Below are 15,628 nucleotides of genomic sequence, written 5' to 3'. Positions count from 1 at the left end.
TCGCGCGACGCCCGGCCCCGCGTGACACCCCCGTTGGGCGACACCTGCCCCTCGTGACCCGCGCCCGTCGGGCGATGCCCCGCCTCCCGCGACCTTCGCCACCGCGGCCCTCCGCCTCGCCTGCCGCGCGTGGCGGTTCGTCGGGCGGGGTCGATCTCCCGCAACCCGTGCGCCACGCGAGCACCGCCGCCCAGTCCCGAGTGGACACGGCGGGGTGGGTCGGGTGGCCCCTCCAGGGTGTGATGTCCGCATCGCGGCGGTCCGGGCGATTCGGGGTCTTGTACCGTGGGTATATAAGCGGTAACCATGAGTGCATGGAACCGTTTCGGCTCGACCTCACCGGCCGCGACATCCACGCGGAAGGAGCACTGCTGCGGGAACGCGGGGCGGTGACCCGCGTCGTGCTGCCCGGTGGCGTCGTCGCGTGGTCGGTCAACCACCTGGAGGTGCTCCGGCGCATCCTGTCCGACCGACGCGTGTCCAAGGACCCGGAGCGGCACTGGCCCGCCTGGTCGGCGGGCCGGATCCCGGACGACTGGCCCCTGCACATCTGGGTGTCGGTGCGGAACATGTTCACCGCCTACGGCGACGAGCACCGCAGGCTGCGGTCGCTGGTGGCGAAGGCGTTCACGGTGCGGCGCACCGAGGCGTTGCGCGGCGACATCACCGCGATCACCACCGGTCTGCTGGACGACCTCGCCGCCGGCCCGGACGTCGCCGACCTGCGTGCCGGCTTCGCCAACCCGCTGCCGATCGAGGTGATCTGCCGCCTGATCGGCGTGCCCGACGACGTGCGCCCGGCCCTGCGCCACGCGGCGGACGTCATCTTCGACACCGCCGCCACGCCCGAGGTCGCCACCGCGAACCAGGCCGACCTCTACCGCATCCTGGACGACCTGGTGGCCTTCCGCCGCCGCACCCCGGGCAACGACCTGACCAGCGCGCTGATCGCCGTGCGCGACGAGTGCCGCGACCAGCTGGACGAGACGGAACTCGTCGGCACCCTCCTGCTCCTGCTCGTGGCGGGCCACGAGACGACGGTGAACCTGCTCGACCACGCCATCGCCGCGCTGCTGGCCCACCCGGAGCAGCTCGCGCTGGTGCGGTCCGGCGAGCGCACCTGGCGGGACGTCGTGGACGAGACGCTGCGCTGGCAGGCGCCGGTGGCCCACCTCCCGCTGCGTTACGCGGTCGACGACATCTCGGTGAACGGCGTGATGATCCGCCGCGGCGAGCCGATCCTCGCCTCCTACGCGGCGGCGGGTCGCGACCCCGGCTTCCACGGTCCGTCGGCCGACCGCTTCGACGTGACCCGGTCGGACAAGACCCACCTCTCCTTCGGGCACGGCGCGCACTACTGCCTGGGCGCGCCGCTCGCCCACCTGGAGGCGGAGATCGCGTTGCCCGCGTTGTTCGACCGGTTCCCGGACCTGGCGCTCGCCGTGCCGCCGTCGGAGCTGCGGCCGGTCCGGTCGTTCATCGCCAACGGCCACGACGAGCTGCCGGTGCGGCTGCGGGCCTGACCTACCGCGCCGGCCGCTCGAAGACGTGCTCCAGGCCGTCCTCCTCGTCCCACTGCTCACCGGTGCGGACGAAGCCGTGCCGCGCCGCCAACCGGCGGGACACGGCGTTGTCCGGCCTGATGGACAACCGCACGGTCCGCACGGCCGGGTCCTCGGCGACCCGGCGCAGCAGCACGGCCAGTGCCGCGCCGGCGTACCCGCGCCGCCGGTGCTCCGGGTCCACGGCGTAGCCGATCTCCACCAGCCCGTCGTCGTCCGGCGGGCCGTGGAAACCGGCGTGACCCACGGCCAGCCCGATCGCCTCGGCCCAGATGACGCCGGTCCACCACCCGGCGCTCGCCGGGTCGGCCGTGAGCTGCCGGACGCGCAGCCGCCACAGCGGGCGCTGGTCCGGCGCGGCGAAGTACGGGGTGAGCGGCACCGGGCCGACCGCGTTGGCCGCCGCCAGGTCACCCGCGGCGAGCGCGCGCAGCACCGGGCCGGTCAGGTCCACGACCCGGACGTCGACCACTCAGGACTCCCGGCCGAGGCGCCGGGGCCGGTTGACCTTCATCAGGTCCAGGTCGGTCGCCGACGCCTTCATGTCGCGGAAGTCGACGCCGAACGCCTCCACGGCCCGAGCCGCCAGCACGCGGGCGCGGTCGCACACGGCGCGGTCGGTGTCCTCGACCTCGCCGCGCAACTGCACGCGGTAGCTGAAGAAGTCGAGGGAGCGGTCGTAGGACAACGCGCCCTGCTCGGAGAAGCCGTTGTCCAGCACGCCGTGCCGCTCCACCGCCGCCAGCAGCCGCGCGCGCCCGGCGTCGTCGAGGTCCGTGAACCGGCCGCGGACCATGACCCGGTAGGTGTGCTCGACCATGTGCGCGCTCCGACTGCCGACGACGTCTGCCGGGGTCATGTTCGATCAGCGACCGGCGGCTGCGCAAACGATATGTCCGGCGGGCGCCACAGCGGGTAGGGCACGCCCGCGAGCCGGTTGAACACCCCGCCCACCACGGTCAGCAGCACCACGCCGACGGCGATCACCAGCAGTTGGCCCGGCGTGTGCAGCACACCGAGCGCCACGATCAACGTGGTGGCACCCGCCGGCGGGTGCGGCAGCCCGGTCCACACCATGCCGCCGCAGGTGATGGTCAGCGCGAGCGCCGACGCGCCCGCCCGCGCCCACGACAGGTGCCCGAGGTCGGCGGGCAGGTCCCACAGCCCGAACGCGGTCAACCCCGCCGCGCCGCCCAGCAGGCCCACCAGGTGACCGGCGAACGCGTTGCGCGGGCTGGCCGCCGGCTGCGTCGGCGTGGCCAGCAGCAGGTACGCGGTCGGCCCCAGCGACGGGAACAGCAGCGGTTCGCCCGTCACCGCCGCCAACCCGCCGATCAGCATCGTCACCAGCAGCGCGCCCAGTGCCGGGTGCAGCGCCGCCCGTGCCCGGCCTGCCGTCACCGGTCCTCCCACCCGCGCCGGGCGGGACGCGCCGCCAGCCGGTCGTCCCGGCTCCGGTAGACGATGTACGGGCGGACCAGGTAGCGCACCGGCGCGCTGAACGCGTGCACCAGCCTGCTGAACGGCCACAGCGTGAACAACGCCATGCCGAACAGGACGTGCAACCGGTACGACAGCGGCACGTCCGCCATCAGCGCCGGATCGGGCTGGAGCAGCAGGACGCCCCGGAACCACGGCGACACGGTGGCCCGGTAGTCGTAGCCGCCGCCCATGCCGTTGGTGACCAGCGTGGTCACCATGCCCAGCAGCAGCGTGCCCACCAGCACCGGGTACATCAGCCGGTCGTCACGCGTGGTCGCCGCGCGCACCGCGGGCGTCCGCCACCGCCGCAGCAGCAGCACGCCCAACCCGGCGACGGTCGCCGCGCCGGTGAGGCCGCCCGCGGTGAGCGACGCCAGGTGGTAGGTCTCGTCGGCCACGCCGAACCAGCGGGTCACCGACGCGGGGACCAGCAGCCCGGCGACGTGCCCGCCGACCACGAACAGCAGCCCGAAGTGGAACAGCGGGCCGCCGACCCGCAGCAGCCGCGACTCGTGCAGCTGCGAGCTGCGGGTGGTCCAGCCGAACCGGTCGTGCCGGTAACGCCACACCGTGCCGCCGACCAGGACGGCGATCGTCAGGTAGGGCAGCACGCCCCACAGCAGGAGGTTCATCGGGCGCGCTCCGCGTGAGAGGTCGGGTACCCGAGCAGGACCGGCTCCCGGCCGACGAACTCGACCTCGTCGCCGTGCAGGGCGCGGGTTTCGACGCGTGCCGGGAGGGTCGCCAGCACACCCGCCACCACCGGCGCGTACGGCGTGCCGAGCGCGACGAGGTTGCGGTGCAGCAGGTCCAGCGCCGGGCGGAACCCGGCCAGCGACCGCACCTCGCCGGTCAGGGCGGCGAACTCCAGCAGCACCGGCAGGTAGTCGGGCAGCTCGCCGTCGGCGAGCCGGAGCCCGTGCCGCCGGTACTCCTGCTTGAGCGCGGCCAACGCGCCACCGCGGCGGCGGGTGTCGCCGTCGGTGTACCAGGTGAGGTGCAGGCAGCGGTCGGCCTTGGTGTCGAACACCTCGACGTAGTGGCGTGCGGCGTCGACCGGGGAGGTGCGCTCCAGGTGGTCGACGAGGGCCGCGACGCCCGGCTCGGGCACCTCGGCCAGCCCGCCGCGCAGCAGGGGCAGGCGGTCGCGGACGTCGTCGGGGTAGTGCAGGCACAGCGACGCCATCCGGTGCCGCACCCGCGTGTCGCGGCGGCTCACGACTTCCGCCCCACGGTCGGGAACATGCCGGCGGGCCGTTCCCCTTCCCGCCACACGAACAGGTCGGTGCGCCCTTCGCCCGTGCCGGTACCGCCGTCGCCCATGCCGGGACCGCCGTCGGTGTCCAGGCTGCACTTCGTGGCGATGCCCTCCAGTTCGTGGGCGCGGCCGATGCCCGCGGTCGGGATCACGTACCGGTCCTCGTACTTCGCGATGGCCAGCAGCCGGTACAGCTCCTCGGTGGTCTCGGCGGTCATGCCCACCGCGGCCGGGCCGTGCGGGTCGGGCGGCTCGCCCAGGTTGACCGACCGCATGTGCGACCGCATCGCCGCGAGCCGCCGCAGCGCGAGCCGCACGGGTTCGGGGTCGCCCGCGGTGAACAGGCCCGCCAGGTAGTCCAGCGGGATGCGCAGCGCGTCGATCGCGCCGAACAGGTTGTCCGCGTCCTCGCCGTCGAACCCGCTGCCCGCCACCGCGTCCACCACCGGTGACAGCGGCGGCACGTACCAGACCATCGGCATGGTCCGGTACTCCGGGTGCAGCGGGAGCGCGATCCGGTGCTTGACGATCAGGTCGTACACGGGGGAGCGGCGCGCGGCGGTGAGCCAGTCGTGCGGGATGCCGGCGCGCTCGGCGGCGGCCACCACCCCCGGGTCGCGCGGGTCGAGGAACACGCCCAGCTGCGCCTGGTACAGCCGCTGCTCGTCCTCGGTCGCGGCGGCCTCGCCGACGCGGTCCGCGTCGTACAGCAGCACGCCGATGTACCGCAGCCGGCCGACGCACGTCTCCGCGCACACGGTCGGCTGCCCGACCTCCAGCCGCGGGTAGCAGAACGTGCACTTCTCGGCCTTGCCGGTCTTGTGGTTGAAGTAGACCTTCTTGTACGGGCAGCCGGAAACGCACATCCGCCAGCCCCGGCAGCGGTCCTGGTCCACCAGCACGATGCCGTCCTCGGACCGCTTGTACATCGCGCCGGACGGGCACGACGCCACGCACGACGGGTTGAGGCAGTGCTCGCAGATCCGGGGCAGGTAGAACATGAACGACTGCTCGTAGGAGAACTTGATGTCCCGGCCCAGCTTCTCCACCACCGGGTCGGCGGGCGCGTGCTCCGGCGCGCCGCCGAGGCTGTCCTCCCAGTTGGGGCCCCAGCGCACGTCCGTCGGCGCGCCGGTCACCGCCGACACCGGCCGCGCCACGGGCGTGTCGTCGCCGAGCGGCGCCTCGGTGAGGTTGCGGTAGTCGTAGGTCCAGGGCTCGTAGTAGTCGTCGAGCCGCGGCAGGTCCGGGTTGGCGAACAACGACAGCACGCGCCGCAGTCGCCCGCCGGAGGCCAGTTCCAGCCGTCCCCGGCGCAGCTTCCACCCGCCGTGCCAGCGGTCCTGGTCCTCGTACCGGCGCGGGTAGCCCTGGCCGGGCTTGGTCTCCACGTTGTTGAACCAGGCGTACTCGACCCCGGACCGGTTGGTCCAGGTCTGCTTGCAGGTGACCGAGCAGGTGTGGCACCCGATGCACTTGTCGAGGTTCATCACCATCGCCAACTGGGCCATCACGCGCATCAGTAGGTCACCTCCTGGCTCCGCCGGCGCAGCACGGTGACCTCGTCGCGCTGGTTGCCGGTGGGGCCGTAGTAGTTGAGGGCGAAGCTGAGCTGCCCGTAGCCGCCGACGAGGTGCGTCGGCTTGATCTGGAGGCGCGTCAACGAGTTGTGGATGCCGCCGCGCTTGCCGGTGGTCTCGCTCTTGGGGACGTTCACGGTGCGTTCCTGCGCGTGGTACATGAAGACGGTGCCGGTGGGCATCCGGTGCGACACGATCGCGCGCGCCACCACCACGCCGTTGCGGTTGACCGCCTCCACCCAGTCGTTGTCGGACACGCCGATCGCCGCCGCGTCGGCGGGGCTGATCCAGAACGCGGGCCCGCCCCGGGACAGCGTCTGCATGATCGGGTTGTCCTGGTACTCCGAGTGGATGGACCACTTCGAGTGCGGCGTCAGGTAGCGGACGGTCACCTCGGGCCCGTTCGGGCCGAGCCGCGGTTCGCCGAACAGCCGGTGCAGGTCCAGCGGCGGCCGGTACACCGGCAGCTGCTCGCCGATCTCGGCCACCCAGTCGTGGTCGAGGTAGAAGTGCTGGCGGCCGGTGAGCGTGTGCCACGGCTTGAGCCGTTCCACGTTGATGGTGAACGGCGCGTACCGCCGCCCGCCGGACTCGTCGCCGGACCACTCCGGGCTGGTCACCACGGACGCGGGCCGGGACCGGGTGTCGGCGAAGGTCACCCGGTGCGCCCGGTGGTGCTCCACCATCGGCCGCAGCGGTCTGCCGACGCGCTCCTCCAGGGCGCGGAAGCCCTCGTCGGCGACGCGGCCGTTGGTGGTGCCCGACAACGCGAGCACCGCGTCGGCGGCCTTGCGGTCGGTGTCCAGCAGCGGCCGGCCGGCGGCGGGCCCGTCGGCGGCGATGCCGTTGGACTCCGCGAGCCACGCCAGCTCGGGACCCACCTCGGCCGTCCAGCCCTTGGTGGTCACGCCCCGCTTGTCCAGCACCGGCCCGAGCGTCGCGAGCTTCGCCGCCACCGCCGGGTAGTCCCGCTCCACCACGGTGAGCGTCGGGAACGTGCGGCCGGGCACCGGGTCGGACCCGTCCTCCCGCCAGTCCCGCACCACGCCGCCGGGCTGCGCCACCTCGCCGGGCGTGTCGTGCAGCAGCGCGGTGGCCACGACGTCGCGCCGCACGCCCAAGTGGGTCCGGGCCAGTTCGCTGAACTTCGCGGCGATGGTGTGGAACGCGTCGAAGTCCGTGCGCGCCTGCCACGGTGGGTCGACGGCCGCGTTGAACGAGTGCACGAAGGGGTGCATGTCCGTGCTGGACAGGTCGTGCTTCTCGTACCAGGTGGCGGCGGGCAGCGTCACGTCCGCGAACAGGGTGGTGCTGGTCATCCGGAAGTCCAGCGCCAGCAACAGGTCCAGCTTGCCCTCGGGCGCCTCGTCACGCCACCGCACGGTGCGCGGGCGCTCGGCGGCGGGCGTCTCGGCCGCACGCGGGTTGCCGTCCGCGCCGAGCAGGTGCCGCAGGAAGTATTCGTTGCCCTTGGCGGACGAGCCGAGCAGGTTGGCCCGCCACACGGTGAGCACGCGTGGCCAGTTCTCCGGCGCGTCCGGGTCCTCGCAGGCGAAGCCGACCTCACCGGACCTGACCCGCGCCAGGACGTGCGCCACCGGGTCCGCGTCGCCCGCCTCGTCGGCGAGGTCCAGCGGGTTGCGGTCGAACGTGGGGTAGGAGGGCATCCAGCCGAGCCGCGTCGAGGTGCCCAGCAGGTCGGCGACGGCCTGCCCGGCGATCCTGCCCGGCGCGCCCGGCCACGTGAGCGCGTCGGCGGTGAGGCGGTCGTAGCGCCACTGGTCGGTGTGCGTGTACCAGTAGGCGGTGCCGATCATCTGGCGTGGCGGGCGGTGCCAGTCCAGCGCGCCCGCCAGGGTGGCCCAGCCGGTCAGCGGGCGGACCTTCTCCTGGCCGACGTAGTGCGCCCAGCCGCCGCCGTTGCGGCCCTGGCTGCCGGTGATCAGCAGGAGCGTGAGGAACGACCGGTAGACCAGGTCGGAGTGGAACCAGTGGTTGGTGCCCGCGCCCATCACGATCATGCACCGGCCGCGGGAGCGGACGGCGGTGTCGGCGAACTCGCGGGCGATCCGCGCGATCCGGTCGGCGGGCACGCCGGTCAGCCGGTGCGCCCACGCCGGGGTGCCGGGTGCGTCGGGGTCGTCGTAGTCGGCGGGCCAGCGCCCCGGCAGGCCGGGCCGCCCCACGCCGTACTGCGCGAGCAGCAGGTCGTGGACGGTGGTGACGGTGCGGCCCGCGACCTCGGTCACCGGCACGCCGCGCACGACCGAACCGGCGCTGCCGTCGGGCTCGTCGAAGCGGGGCAGGAGGACTTCGACGCCGCGTCCACCGGGGACGGTCAGCGCCGGGTCGGTGTCGCCGAGGTCGAGGTTCCAGCGGCCGGGCTCGTCGTGCCAGCGGAACCCGAGCGAGCCGTTCGGCACGACCGGGTTCCCGTCGCCGTCCAGCAGCACGGTCTTCCACTCCGCGCCGGGCGTCCGGTCGCCGAGGTCGGCGGCGGTGAGGAACTTGCCGGGCACCAGCGCGCCGGCGCGCTCCTCCAGGGTGACCAGGAACGGCAGGTCGGTGAACCGCTTGACGTAGTCGGTGAAGAACGGCGTCGGGCGGTCCACGAAGAACTCGCGCAACACCACGTGGCCCATGGCGATGGCCAGCGCGGCGTCCGTGCCGGGGTGCGGCGCCAGCCACTCGTCGGCGAACTTGGTGGCGTCGGAGTAGTCGGGGGAGCAGACCACCACCTTCTGGCCGCGGTAGCGGGCCTCGGCCATGAAGTGCGCGTCCGGGGTGCGGGTGACGGGGACGTTCGAGCCCCACAGCACGAGGTAGGCGGCGTCCCACCAGTCGGCGGACTCCGGCACGTCGGTCTGGTCGCCGAACACCTGCGGCGACGCGGGCGGCAGGTCGGCGTACCAGTCGTAGAAGGAGAGCATCGGCGCGCCGATCAGCGCCATGAACCGGGAGCCGACGGCGTGCGACACCATGGACATGGCGGGGATGGGGGAGAACCCGGCGATCCGGTCCGGCCCGTGCCGCGCGATGGTGTGCACGTGGGCGGCGGCGACCATCTCGACGGCCTCGTCCCACGTGACGCGCACCAGGCCGCCCTTGCCGCGGGCCCGCTGGTAGGCGCGGCGCTTGAGCGGGTCGTCCACGATGGACCGCCAGGCGTCCACCGGGTCGTCGTGCGCGCGCCGCGCCTCGCGGTACATCTCGACCAGCACGCCTCGCGCGTAGGGGTAGCGGACGCGCAGCGGCGAGTAGGAGTACCAGGAGAAGGACGCGCCGCGCGGGCAGCCGCGGGGTTCGTACTCGGGGCGACCGGGCCCCGTGGACGGGTAGTCGACGTCCTGGGTCTCCCAGGTGATGATGCCGTCCTTGACGTACACGTTCCACCGGCAGGAACCGGTGCAGTTGACGCCGTGCGTGGACGGCACGACCTTGTCGTGGCTCCAGCGGTCCCGGTAGAACGCGTCGCCGTCCCGGCCTCCCCGGTGGAAGGCGGCCCGCGCGTCGGCGGAGACCTCCGCGTCGCTCAGGAAGCGGCCCGCGGCGAGCAGGAGGTCGGTGGCCCGGTCGATCGTTTTTTCCGCGCGATGGAATGCCGCGCACATGAGTGGATCCTTCCCCCGACGAGACAGGCGATTAAGGCGCGAGATAACGTCATATAACTCTCGGTGATGGAGCCATTACAGTGCTATGTGATGCAGGTCACACCCATTGTCGATCGTTGTCTGCACAATCATCGGCGGGTGGTCATTCCCTTGGGCCGGTTCGTCGGAATTGACCGTCCCGCGTCACTCGAACCGGTGACGAGATCGGGGCGTTCGGGGCATAGGATCGACTTGCGGCGCGAGACCCGTGGAAAGGGTTGGTCATGAGCGCCGAAGCACGTCTGCACGTCCGCGCCGCCGTCTGGGGCCGCGCCGACAACCGCATCGCCGTCCTGCTGCTGGAGGGTCACGTGCCCTTCGGCCTGGAACGGCTCACCGCGACCGGGCTGACCGCCGTCGCGGACCTCGACCGGATCGTCCTGCCGACCGCCCGCGCGTGGCGTGTCCAGGTCAAACCCGGTGGCGAACTCACCGTCCGGTGGCCGCACCGCACCCCGCTGGTCGCCGACGCCCCGGTGCCCCTGCCCGACGTCTGGCGCTGGGCCGCACGCCGCCGGGGCGCCGTGCTGGTGCTCCTCGGCGACGCGCTGGGGCTCGTCCGGCCGGAGCCGGGACCACGTCGCGCCCACCTGCTCGCCGCCGCCGCGGCCGGGTGCCTGGCGGGTGGCGCGGTGGTCTTCGAGGAACTGCCCGAGCCGGCGTTCCCCGCCCGGTGAGAAAGATGTCCGATTTATCGGCGAGTGCGGAAGAATGCGCGTTCCGCCGGAAATGGTGGCGGTGTTTCGAACCGCCTGGGCGATTTGGTCCGATTTCCGGGGCACGACCACCGGGATTCGTTGATCGGAAGGGTGGCGGGCGGCCCCGAGGGGTTGGGCCGCCCGCTGCACCACCGGCGAGGCTTGGGGGAGGCGCTCACCGGTATCCGTGGTGTACCCCGTGAACCGGTGCGGGAAACCGCGGTGCGGTGTGATCCGAGCCGCACCGCGTGGAACCGCCGGGCGCGGGCGGGAAAGCGCTTCCGCCTACCGCCGCGGCGTGACCGCCAGCGACGCGCTGAACGGCGTGGACACCGGACCGGCGGTGACCTGACCGCTCACCACGCCGTCCGCCGACCCGGGTCCCGCCAGCAGGCGGAACACGAAGGTCACCGACTCGCCCGGCGCGAGCACCCCGTCCGCCGCGCACGACACCACGCCCCGGCCCGCCGGGCACCCGATCGTCCCGCGCGTGGCGGCCGAGCTCGCCGGCTCGGCGCGCCGCGCGCCGTCCGGGCGCAGCAGCGGTTCGGCGCGGAGGCGGTTCCCCGGGCCGACCACCTGCACGCCGTCCGGGAGCGTCAAGGACATGGTCGGCGCGGGCGCGGGCGCCGCGCCGGTGTTCCGCACCGTGACCGGGAAATCGGTCGGCGGTCCGCCCGAGGTCAACGCGAACCCCTCCGGCGCGGTCGGTGCCAGGTGGGACTCGGCCGGTGCGGTGGTGGCCACGCCGGTGGCCGCACCGGTGGCCGTCGTGCCCTCGGTCGTCGTCGTGCCCTCGGTCGTCGTGGTGCCGGAGGTCGGGGAGCCGGCGGGTGAGGCGCCCGGCGTGGTGGGAGACGAGCCGACCGCGCTCGGGTCCGGCGCGGCGGAGGTCGTCGGTGTCGTGCCGGGTGTCGCGCCCGCTTCGGGCAGCGCCACCGGTCCGGTGCCCGCCGTCCACACCACGGCCACCGCCACGGCGACGGTGGACGCCGCGGCGGCGAGCCAGTGCGCGGCGGCGGGTGCGGCCGTCGCACCCGCCTTCGCCGGGCCGACCGCGGCCAGGTAGCCCGCGGTGCCCGCGCCGAGCACCAGGGGCGCGACGACGGCACGCAGCGTCCCGTTCACGTCGGCCAGCTCCGCCGCCAGCGCGCGGCAGTCGGCGCACCCGTCCAGGTGCGCCTCCACCTGCGCGGTCTCCCGCCGGGTCAGGCCGTCACGCGCCCACGCGCCGAGCCGGTCGACGACCGCGCGGCAGCGCCCGGACGAGTCGTCCGCCAGGTGCGCCTGGAGGTACGCCTTGCGCAACCCCTCCCGCGCGCGGTGCGCGAGCGCCGACACGCCGTTCACGGTCAGCCCCATCATCGGGGCGACCTCGGCGTGCGTCTGGCCCTCGATCTCCGTCTGCCACAACACCGCCTGCCACCGCTCCGGCAGGCTGGCGAACGCCTTGGACGCGAGGAACCGCTCCAGCGTCGCCACCGCCGGGTCGTGGAACGGCACCGCCGTGCGCTTCTCCACACCGGACACCGCGGCCACGTCGTCGGCCAGCCGGAGCCTGCGCTCCTGCCGGGTCCGGTCGTACGCGACGTGCCGGACCGCCGTGAGCAGGTAGGCGCGGAACGCGGGGCCCGGCCCGCCACCCGAGCGCAACACGTCCAGCACCTTCGCGAACGCCTCGGAGACCAGGTCGTCGGCCTCCGCGCCGGACCGCGCCAGGGACCGCGCGAGGTTCCGCGCGGCCCGCACGTGCCGCTCGTAGAGCCGCCCGTACGCCTCGACCCGGCCCTGCCGCACGGCCTCGGCGAGGTCGGCGTCCGAACCGCCCGGCGCCTCCTCCTCGCCGTGCGGCGGCGCCCCGTCGGGGTCGGCGCGCCACCGGCGCTCCAGGTCCTGCTCGTCGGGCTGGCCGATCACCGGACGTCTCCCCCCAGGCACGATGGGTGATGTTCGTCCGGGAACGATATAGAAGACCTCCGCCGGTGTTCCGGCAACACCCACCCGCCTACCCCGCGCGGGGGAGGGTCACCGCTCGAAGACGACCCGACCGCCCACGACCGTCATCGCCACACCGACGTGCGGCATGTCGGCGGGCGCCAGCTCCAGCGGGTTCGCGTCCAGCACGCACAGGTCCGCGACCTTGCCGACCTCCAGCGTGCCCTTCCACGACTCCGCGCCGTCCTGGACAGCCGGCGACAGCGTGTAGGCACGAAGCAACTCGCGCATCAGCCCCGGCCCGCCGCCGACCCGCTCACCCGCCGCCGCGACCCAGCGCCGCCAGTCCGGCTCGATCACCGGCGAGTCGGAACTCAGGCACACCGGCACGCCGCGCTTGAACGCGTCCCGCAGCGGCCACGCGGTGCTCAGCACGTCCTCACCGAGCGCGGCGGCCAGCCACGGCCCGGTGGTGGCGGCGATGCCGGGCTGCACGTTCAGGCCGATGCCCAGTTCCGGCAGGCGGTCGAGCACGTCGGCGGGCACCAGGTCGCCGTGGATCAGGTAGTGCCTGCCCGCCGGGCCGTGCACGGCGATGGCGTCGGCCATCGCGGAGACGACGACCTCGATCGTCCGGTCACCGGTCGCGTGGACGCCGATCTGCGCGCCCGCCCGGTGGGCGAGGTCGATCATGCGGCGCAGGTTCGCCTCGCGCTCGGCGTCCTGCGCGCCCGCGACGAGCAGGTGGCCGGACGTGCCGTCGGGGTAGCAGTGGTGCGTCCACGACGAGCGCATCGGCGGGATGCCGTCGGCGAAGATCTTCACCCCGGCGACGTGCAGCCACCGGGGGTCGGTCGCCGGCACGGGCGAGGCGAGCCCGCGCTCGAAGTCCTCCGGCGTGCTCCGGCCGTCGAGTTCGCCGAACAGCCGCAGCACGGTGACGCGTGCCTGGAGCAGACCCGCGTCGGCCAGCGCCGCGTACTCCTCCAGCACGGCGGTGGAGAAGCAGCCGGTGCGCCCGGCGTCCTCGCCCGGTCCCAGGCCGGGTTCGGTGTAGCTGGTGATGCCGAGTTCGGACAGCACCTCGCCGGTGCGCATGATCGCCGTGCGTCGTGCTTCGGTGTCGGCCAACAGCGTCCCGGTCTCCTCGCCGCCACCGTTGAACAGGGTCTTCGGCCACAACGCGCCGAGCCACGCGCCGTGCAGGTGCGAGTCGTTGATGCCGGGCATCGCGGTGCGGCCGGCGAGGTCGACCACGCGGGTGTCCGGCCCGATCAGCTCCGCGACGTCGCCGACCCGGGCCACCACGCCGTCCACGACGGCCAGCCCGTCCGCCACGCGGTCCCGGTCGTCGAAGGTGAGCACCGTGCCGCCGATCAGCACGAGGTCGGCGGTCCTGGTGGTCGGCACGGGTCCTCCGTCAACGGGTGTAGAACGCACAGGTTCGACTTCGGGCGCAGCATACGGGGAACTGCCCTGTTTTCGTCTATGTGTGTAGACTATCCCCAACTTTTCGCGGCTAGTTGAGGAGCGTTCATGACTGAGGCGCCCCGCGTCCCGATCCGGCGGTTGGGCCCCGGCGGCCCCGAGGTGCCGCTGTTCGGGCTCGGTTCGTGGAACACCTGGGACCGCATGGAGTTCGACGACGCCGTGACCCTGCTGCGGCGGGCCGTGGACGCCGGCGCGGCCATGTTCGACGTCGCGCACTACAACATGGGTCCGCACGCCGAGCAGGCGCGCACCGACATCATCTTCGGCGAGGCCGTGCGTGCCGCGGGCATCGCCCGCGAGGACTACCACCTGTGCGGCAAGCTGTGGCTCTGGGAGTACCCGACCACCAGCTTCACCCAGCAGATGGACACCTCGCTGGAGCGCATCGGCGTCGAGAAGGCGGACAGCGTCGTCGTCGGCGACTACATGTCGCCGCCCGACATCCCGTCGATCGTCACCGACGTGGCGGAGCAGATCCGGGCCGGCCGGTTCGACAGCTGGGGCGTGAACAACTGGGTCGCCGCCGACCTGGAGACCGCGCTGGAGTTCGCCGACCGCGAGGGCCTGGTGCCGCCGTCGTTCGCGCAGCTGAAGTACAGCATCGCCCGCCGCTCCATGGCGGAAGGGCCGTACTACGGCGAGCACTTCTCGGCCGGGCGCCTGGCGCTCCAGGCGTCCGACGTCTTCGAGGGCGGCATCCTCGCCGGCCGCAAGTTCCCCGAGCGCAAGATCGGCGCGGACCCCGGCGGCATCCGGGACGCCATCCGCGAGGCCGCCGACCGCGTCGCCGAGATCGCGGCGCGGCACGACGCCACGGCGGCCCAGGTCGCCATCGCCTTCTGCCTGACCAACCCGGCCGTCGCGAACGTGTTGTTCGGCGTCAGCAGGCTCGCCCAGTTCGAGGAGAACCTGGGCGCGATCCGCCTGGCCACCGAGCACGGCGCGGAGCTGCGTGCCGAACTCGATCCACTGTGGACGGACCGCGCGGTCAACGCCGACGGCTCGTGGTGACCACCGACCCGTTAAGGAGAGCGGACGCCATGCCCCTCGACCCCGCCGCCGCCGCGCTGCTCGCGTCCGCGCCACCCGCGGGCACCACGCCGCGCACGGCGGCGGAGATCCGGGCGGCGTTCGCCTCCGCGTTGGTGGCGCCGGTCGACCCGCCGGAGGTCCGCTCGGTCGCGGACCTCGCGGTGCCGGGTCCGGCGGGTGGGCTGCGCGTCCGCCTGTACCTGCCCGACGCGGCCGGACCGGTGCCGCTGCTGCTGTGGATGCACGGCGGCGGTTGGACGTTGGGCGGCATCGAGGAGAACGAGGTGGCCAACCGCCGCGTCTGCCGCGAGGCGGGCGTGGCGGTCGCGTCGGTCGAGTACCGGCTCGCGCCGGAGAACCCGTACCCGGCCGCGCCGGACGACTGCTACGCGGTGCTGGCCTGGTTCACCGCCAACGGCGTGCGGTACGGGATCGACGCGTCCCGCATCGCGGTCGGCGGCGAGACCGCGGGCGGCAACCTGGCCACCGTGCTCACCATGCTCAGCCGGGACCGCGGCGGGCCGCGGATCGCCGCGCAGGTGCTGGTCTGCCCCGTCACCGCGCACCCGGAGGACCCCGACCTAGCGTCCTACGCCGAGTGCGCCGAGGGTTACGGCATGACGGCCGACTCGATGCGGTTCTTCTTCGCGCAGTACCCGTCCTCGCCTGCCGACCTGGACGACCCGTACCTGCTGCCGTCCCGGTCGCGCGACCTGACCGGCCTGCCGCCCGCGTTCGTCCTCACTGCCCAGTACGACGTGCTGCGGTCCGAGGGGGAGCAGTACGCGACCCGGTTGGCGAAGGCCGGGGTGCCGACCGACTACCGGTGCTACGACGGCCAGATCCACGGTTTCTACGGCCTCTACCCGGACCTGCCCGCCTCGCCGGTGGCGCACGCCGACGTGGCGGCGTTCCTCGACCGGGTCCTGTGACGTGGTGG

The 15,628-nt window shown here is 73.5% G+C and carries 13 protein-coding genes; 4 read left to right on the top strand and 9 right to left on the bottom strand.

Going from position 1 to position 15,628, the window contains the following annotated elements; genetic code table 11:
- Window positions 1-314 precede the first annotated feature (314 nt).
- Window positions 315-1,523: a cytochrome P450 family protein gene (locus KZQ38_RS15300; protein WP_219442552.1), complete on the top strand. Its 1,209-nt coding sequence runs from the start codon at window positions 315-317 to the stop codon at window positions 1,521-1,523.
- Window position 1,524: 1 nt separating this feature from the next.
- On the opposite strand, the gene KZQ38_RS15295 is transcribed toward KZQ38_RS15300, so the two are convergent.
- From KZQ38_RS15295 to KZQ38_RS15265, 7 genes are read right to left on the bottom strand one after another with little or no spacing between them, the layout of a single operon-like run.
- On the bottom strand, window positions 1,525-2,034 hold the full coding sequence (locus KZQ38_RS15295; protein WP_308258416.1) for a GNAT family N-acetyltransferase: 510 nt from the start codon (window positions 2,032-2,034) through the stop codon (window positions 1,525-1,527).
- The gene (locus KZQ38_RS15290) at window positions 2,035-2,421 is read right to left on the bottom strand and encodes a DUF6204 family protein (protein ID WP_257901426.1); all 387 of its coding nucleotides are present in this window, start codon (window positions 2,419-2,421) and stop codon (window positions 2,035-2,037) included.
- Window positions 2,418-2,963 (bottom strand): HPP family protein, encoded by a 546-nt coding sequence (locus KZQ38_RS15285; protein ID WP_308258415.1) that lies wholly within the window; start codon window positions 2,961-2,963, stop codon window positions 2,418-2,420. The genes KZQ38_RS15290 and KZQ38_RS15285 overlap by 4 nt, the downstream gene beginning before the upstream one ends.
- Window positions 2,960-3,676 (bottom strand): respiratory nitrate reductase subunit gamma, encoded by a 717-nt coding sequence (narI, locus tag KZQ38_RS15280; RefSeq protein ID WP_219442550.1) that lies wholly within the window; start codon window positions 3,674-3,676, stop codon window positions 2,960-2,962. The genes KZQ38_RS15285 and narI overlap by 4 nt, the downstream gene beginning before the upstream one ends.
- Window positions 3,673-4,263: a nitrate reductase molybdenum cofactor assembly chaperone gene (narJ, locus tag KZQ38_RS15275; RefSeq protein ID WP_219442548.1), complete on the bottom strand. Its 591-nt coding sequence runs from the start codon at window positions 4,261-4,263 to the stop codon at window positions 3,673-3,675. The genes narI and narJ overlap by 4 nt, the downstream gene beginning before the upstream one ends.
- Window positions 4,260-5,822 carry a nitrate reductase subunit beta gene (gene narH / locus KZQ38_RS15270; RefSeq protein WP_219442546.1) on the bottom strand — a complete coding sequence of 521 codons (1,563 nt, stop codon included), beginning with the start codon at window positions 5,820-5,822 and terminating at the stop codon, window positions 4,260-4,262. The genes narJ and narH overlap by 4 nt, the downstream gene beginning before the upstream one ends.
- Window positions 5,822-9,493 (bottom strand): nitrate reductase subunit alpha, encoded by a 3,672-nt coding sequence (locus tag KZQ38_RS15265; RefSeq protein ID WP_219442544.1) that lies wholly within the window; start codon window positions 9,491-9,493, stop codon window positions 5,822-5,824. Before KZQ38_RS15265 ends, narH begins: the two co-directional genes overlap by 1 nt.
- 263 nt (window positions 9,494-9,756) lie before the next feature.
- Between KZQ38_RS15265 and KZQ38_RS15260 the strand changes: the two genes are divergently transcribed.
- Window positions 9,757-10,209: a hypothetical protein gene (locus KZQ38_RS15260; protein WP_219442542.1), complete on the top strand. Its 453-nt coding sequence runs from the start codon at window positions 9,757-9,759 to the stop codon at window positions 10,207-10,209.
- Window positions 10,210-10,515: 306 nt separating this feature from the next.
- Here KZQ38_RS15260 and KZQ38_RS15255 read toward each other — a convergent pair whose 3' ends face one another.
- Both KZQ38_RS15255 and KZQ38_RS15250 read right to left on the bottom strand, forming a co-directional pair.
- Window positions 10,516-12,147, bottom strand: coding sequence for a sigma-70 family RNA polymerase sigma factor (locus KZQ38_RS15255; RefSeq protein ID WP_219442540.1), 1,632 nt, complete (start codon window positions 12,145-12,147; stop codon window positions 10,516-10,518).
- Between the two features lie 108 nt (window positions 12,148-12,255).
- The gene (locus KZQ38_RS15250) at window positions 12,256-13,575 is read right to left on the bottom strand and encodes an amidohydrolase (protein WP_219442538.1); all 1,320 of its coding nucleotides are present in this window, start codon (window positions 13,573-13,575) and stop codon (window positions 12,256-12,258) included.
- Between the two features lie 126 nt (window positions 13,576-13,701).
- Here KZQ38_RS15250 and KZQ38_RS15245 point away from each other — a divergent pair, with 126 nt between their 5' ends.
- Both KZQ38_RS15245 and KZQ38_RS15240 read left to right on the top strand, forming a co-directional pair.
- Window positions 13,702-14,667 (top strand): aldo/keto reductase, encoded by a 966-nt coding sequence (locus KZQ38_RS15245; protein WP_219442537.1) that lies wholly within the window; start codon window positions 13,702-13,704, stop codon window positions 14,665-14,667.
- 29 nt (window positions 14,668-14,696) lie between these two features.
- Entirely contained in the window at window positions 14,697-15,620 is a 924-nt protein-coding gene (locus KZQ38_RS15240) for an alpha/beta hydrolase (protein WP_219442535.1), read from the top strand.
- The last annotated feature ends 8 nt before the right edge of the window (window positions 15,621-15,628 follow it).

The organism is Saccharothrix obliqua, from assembly GCF_019375475.1.
Classification (GTDB): domain Bacteria; phylum Actinomycetota; class Actinomycetes; order Mycobacteriales; family Pseudonocardiaceae; genus Actinosynnema; species Actinosynnema obliqua.
This window is presented reverse-complemented; position numbering and strand designations above follow the sequence as displayed.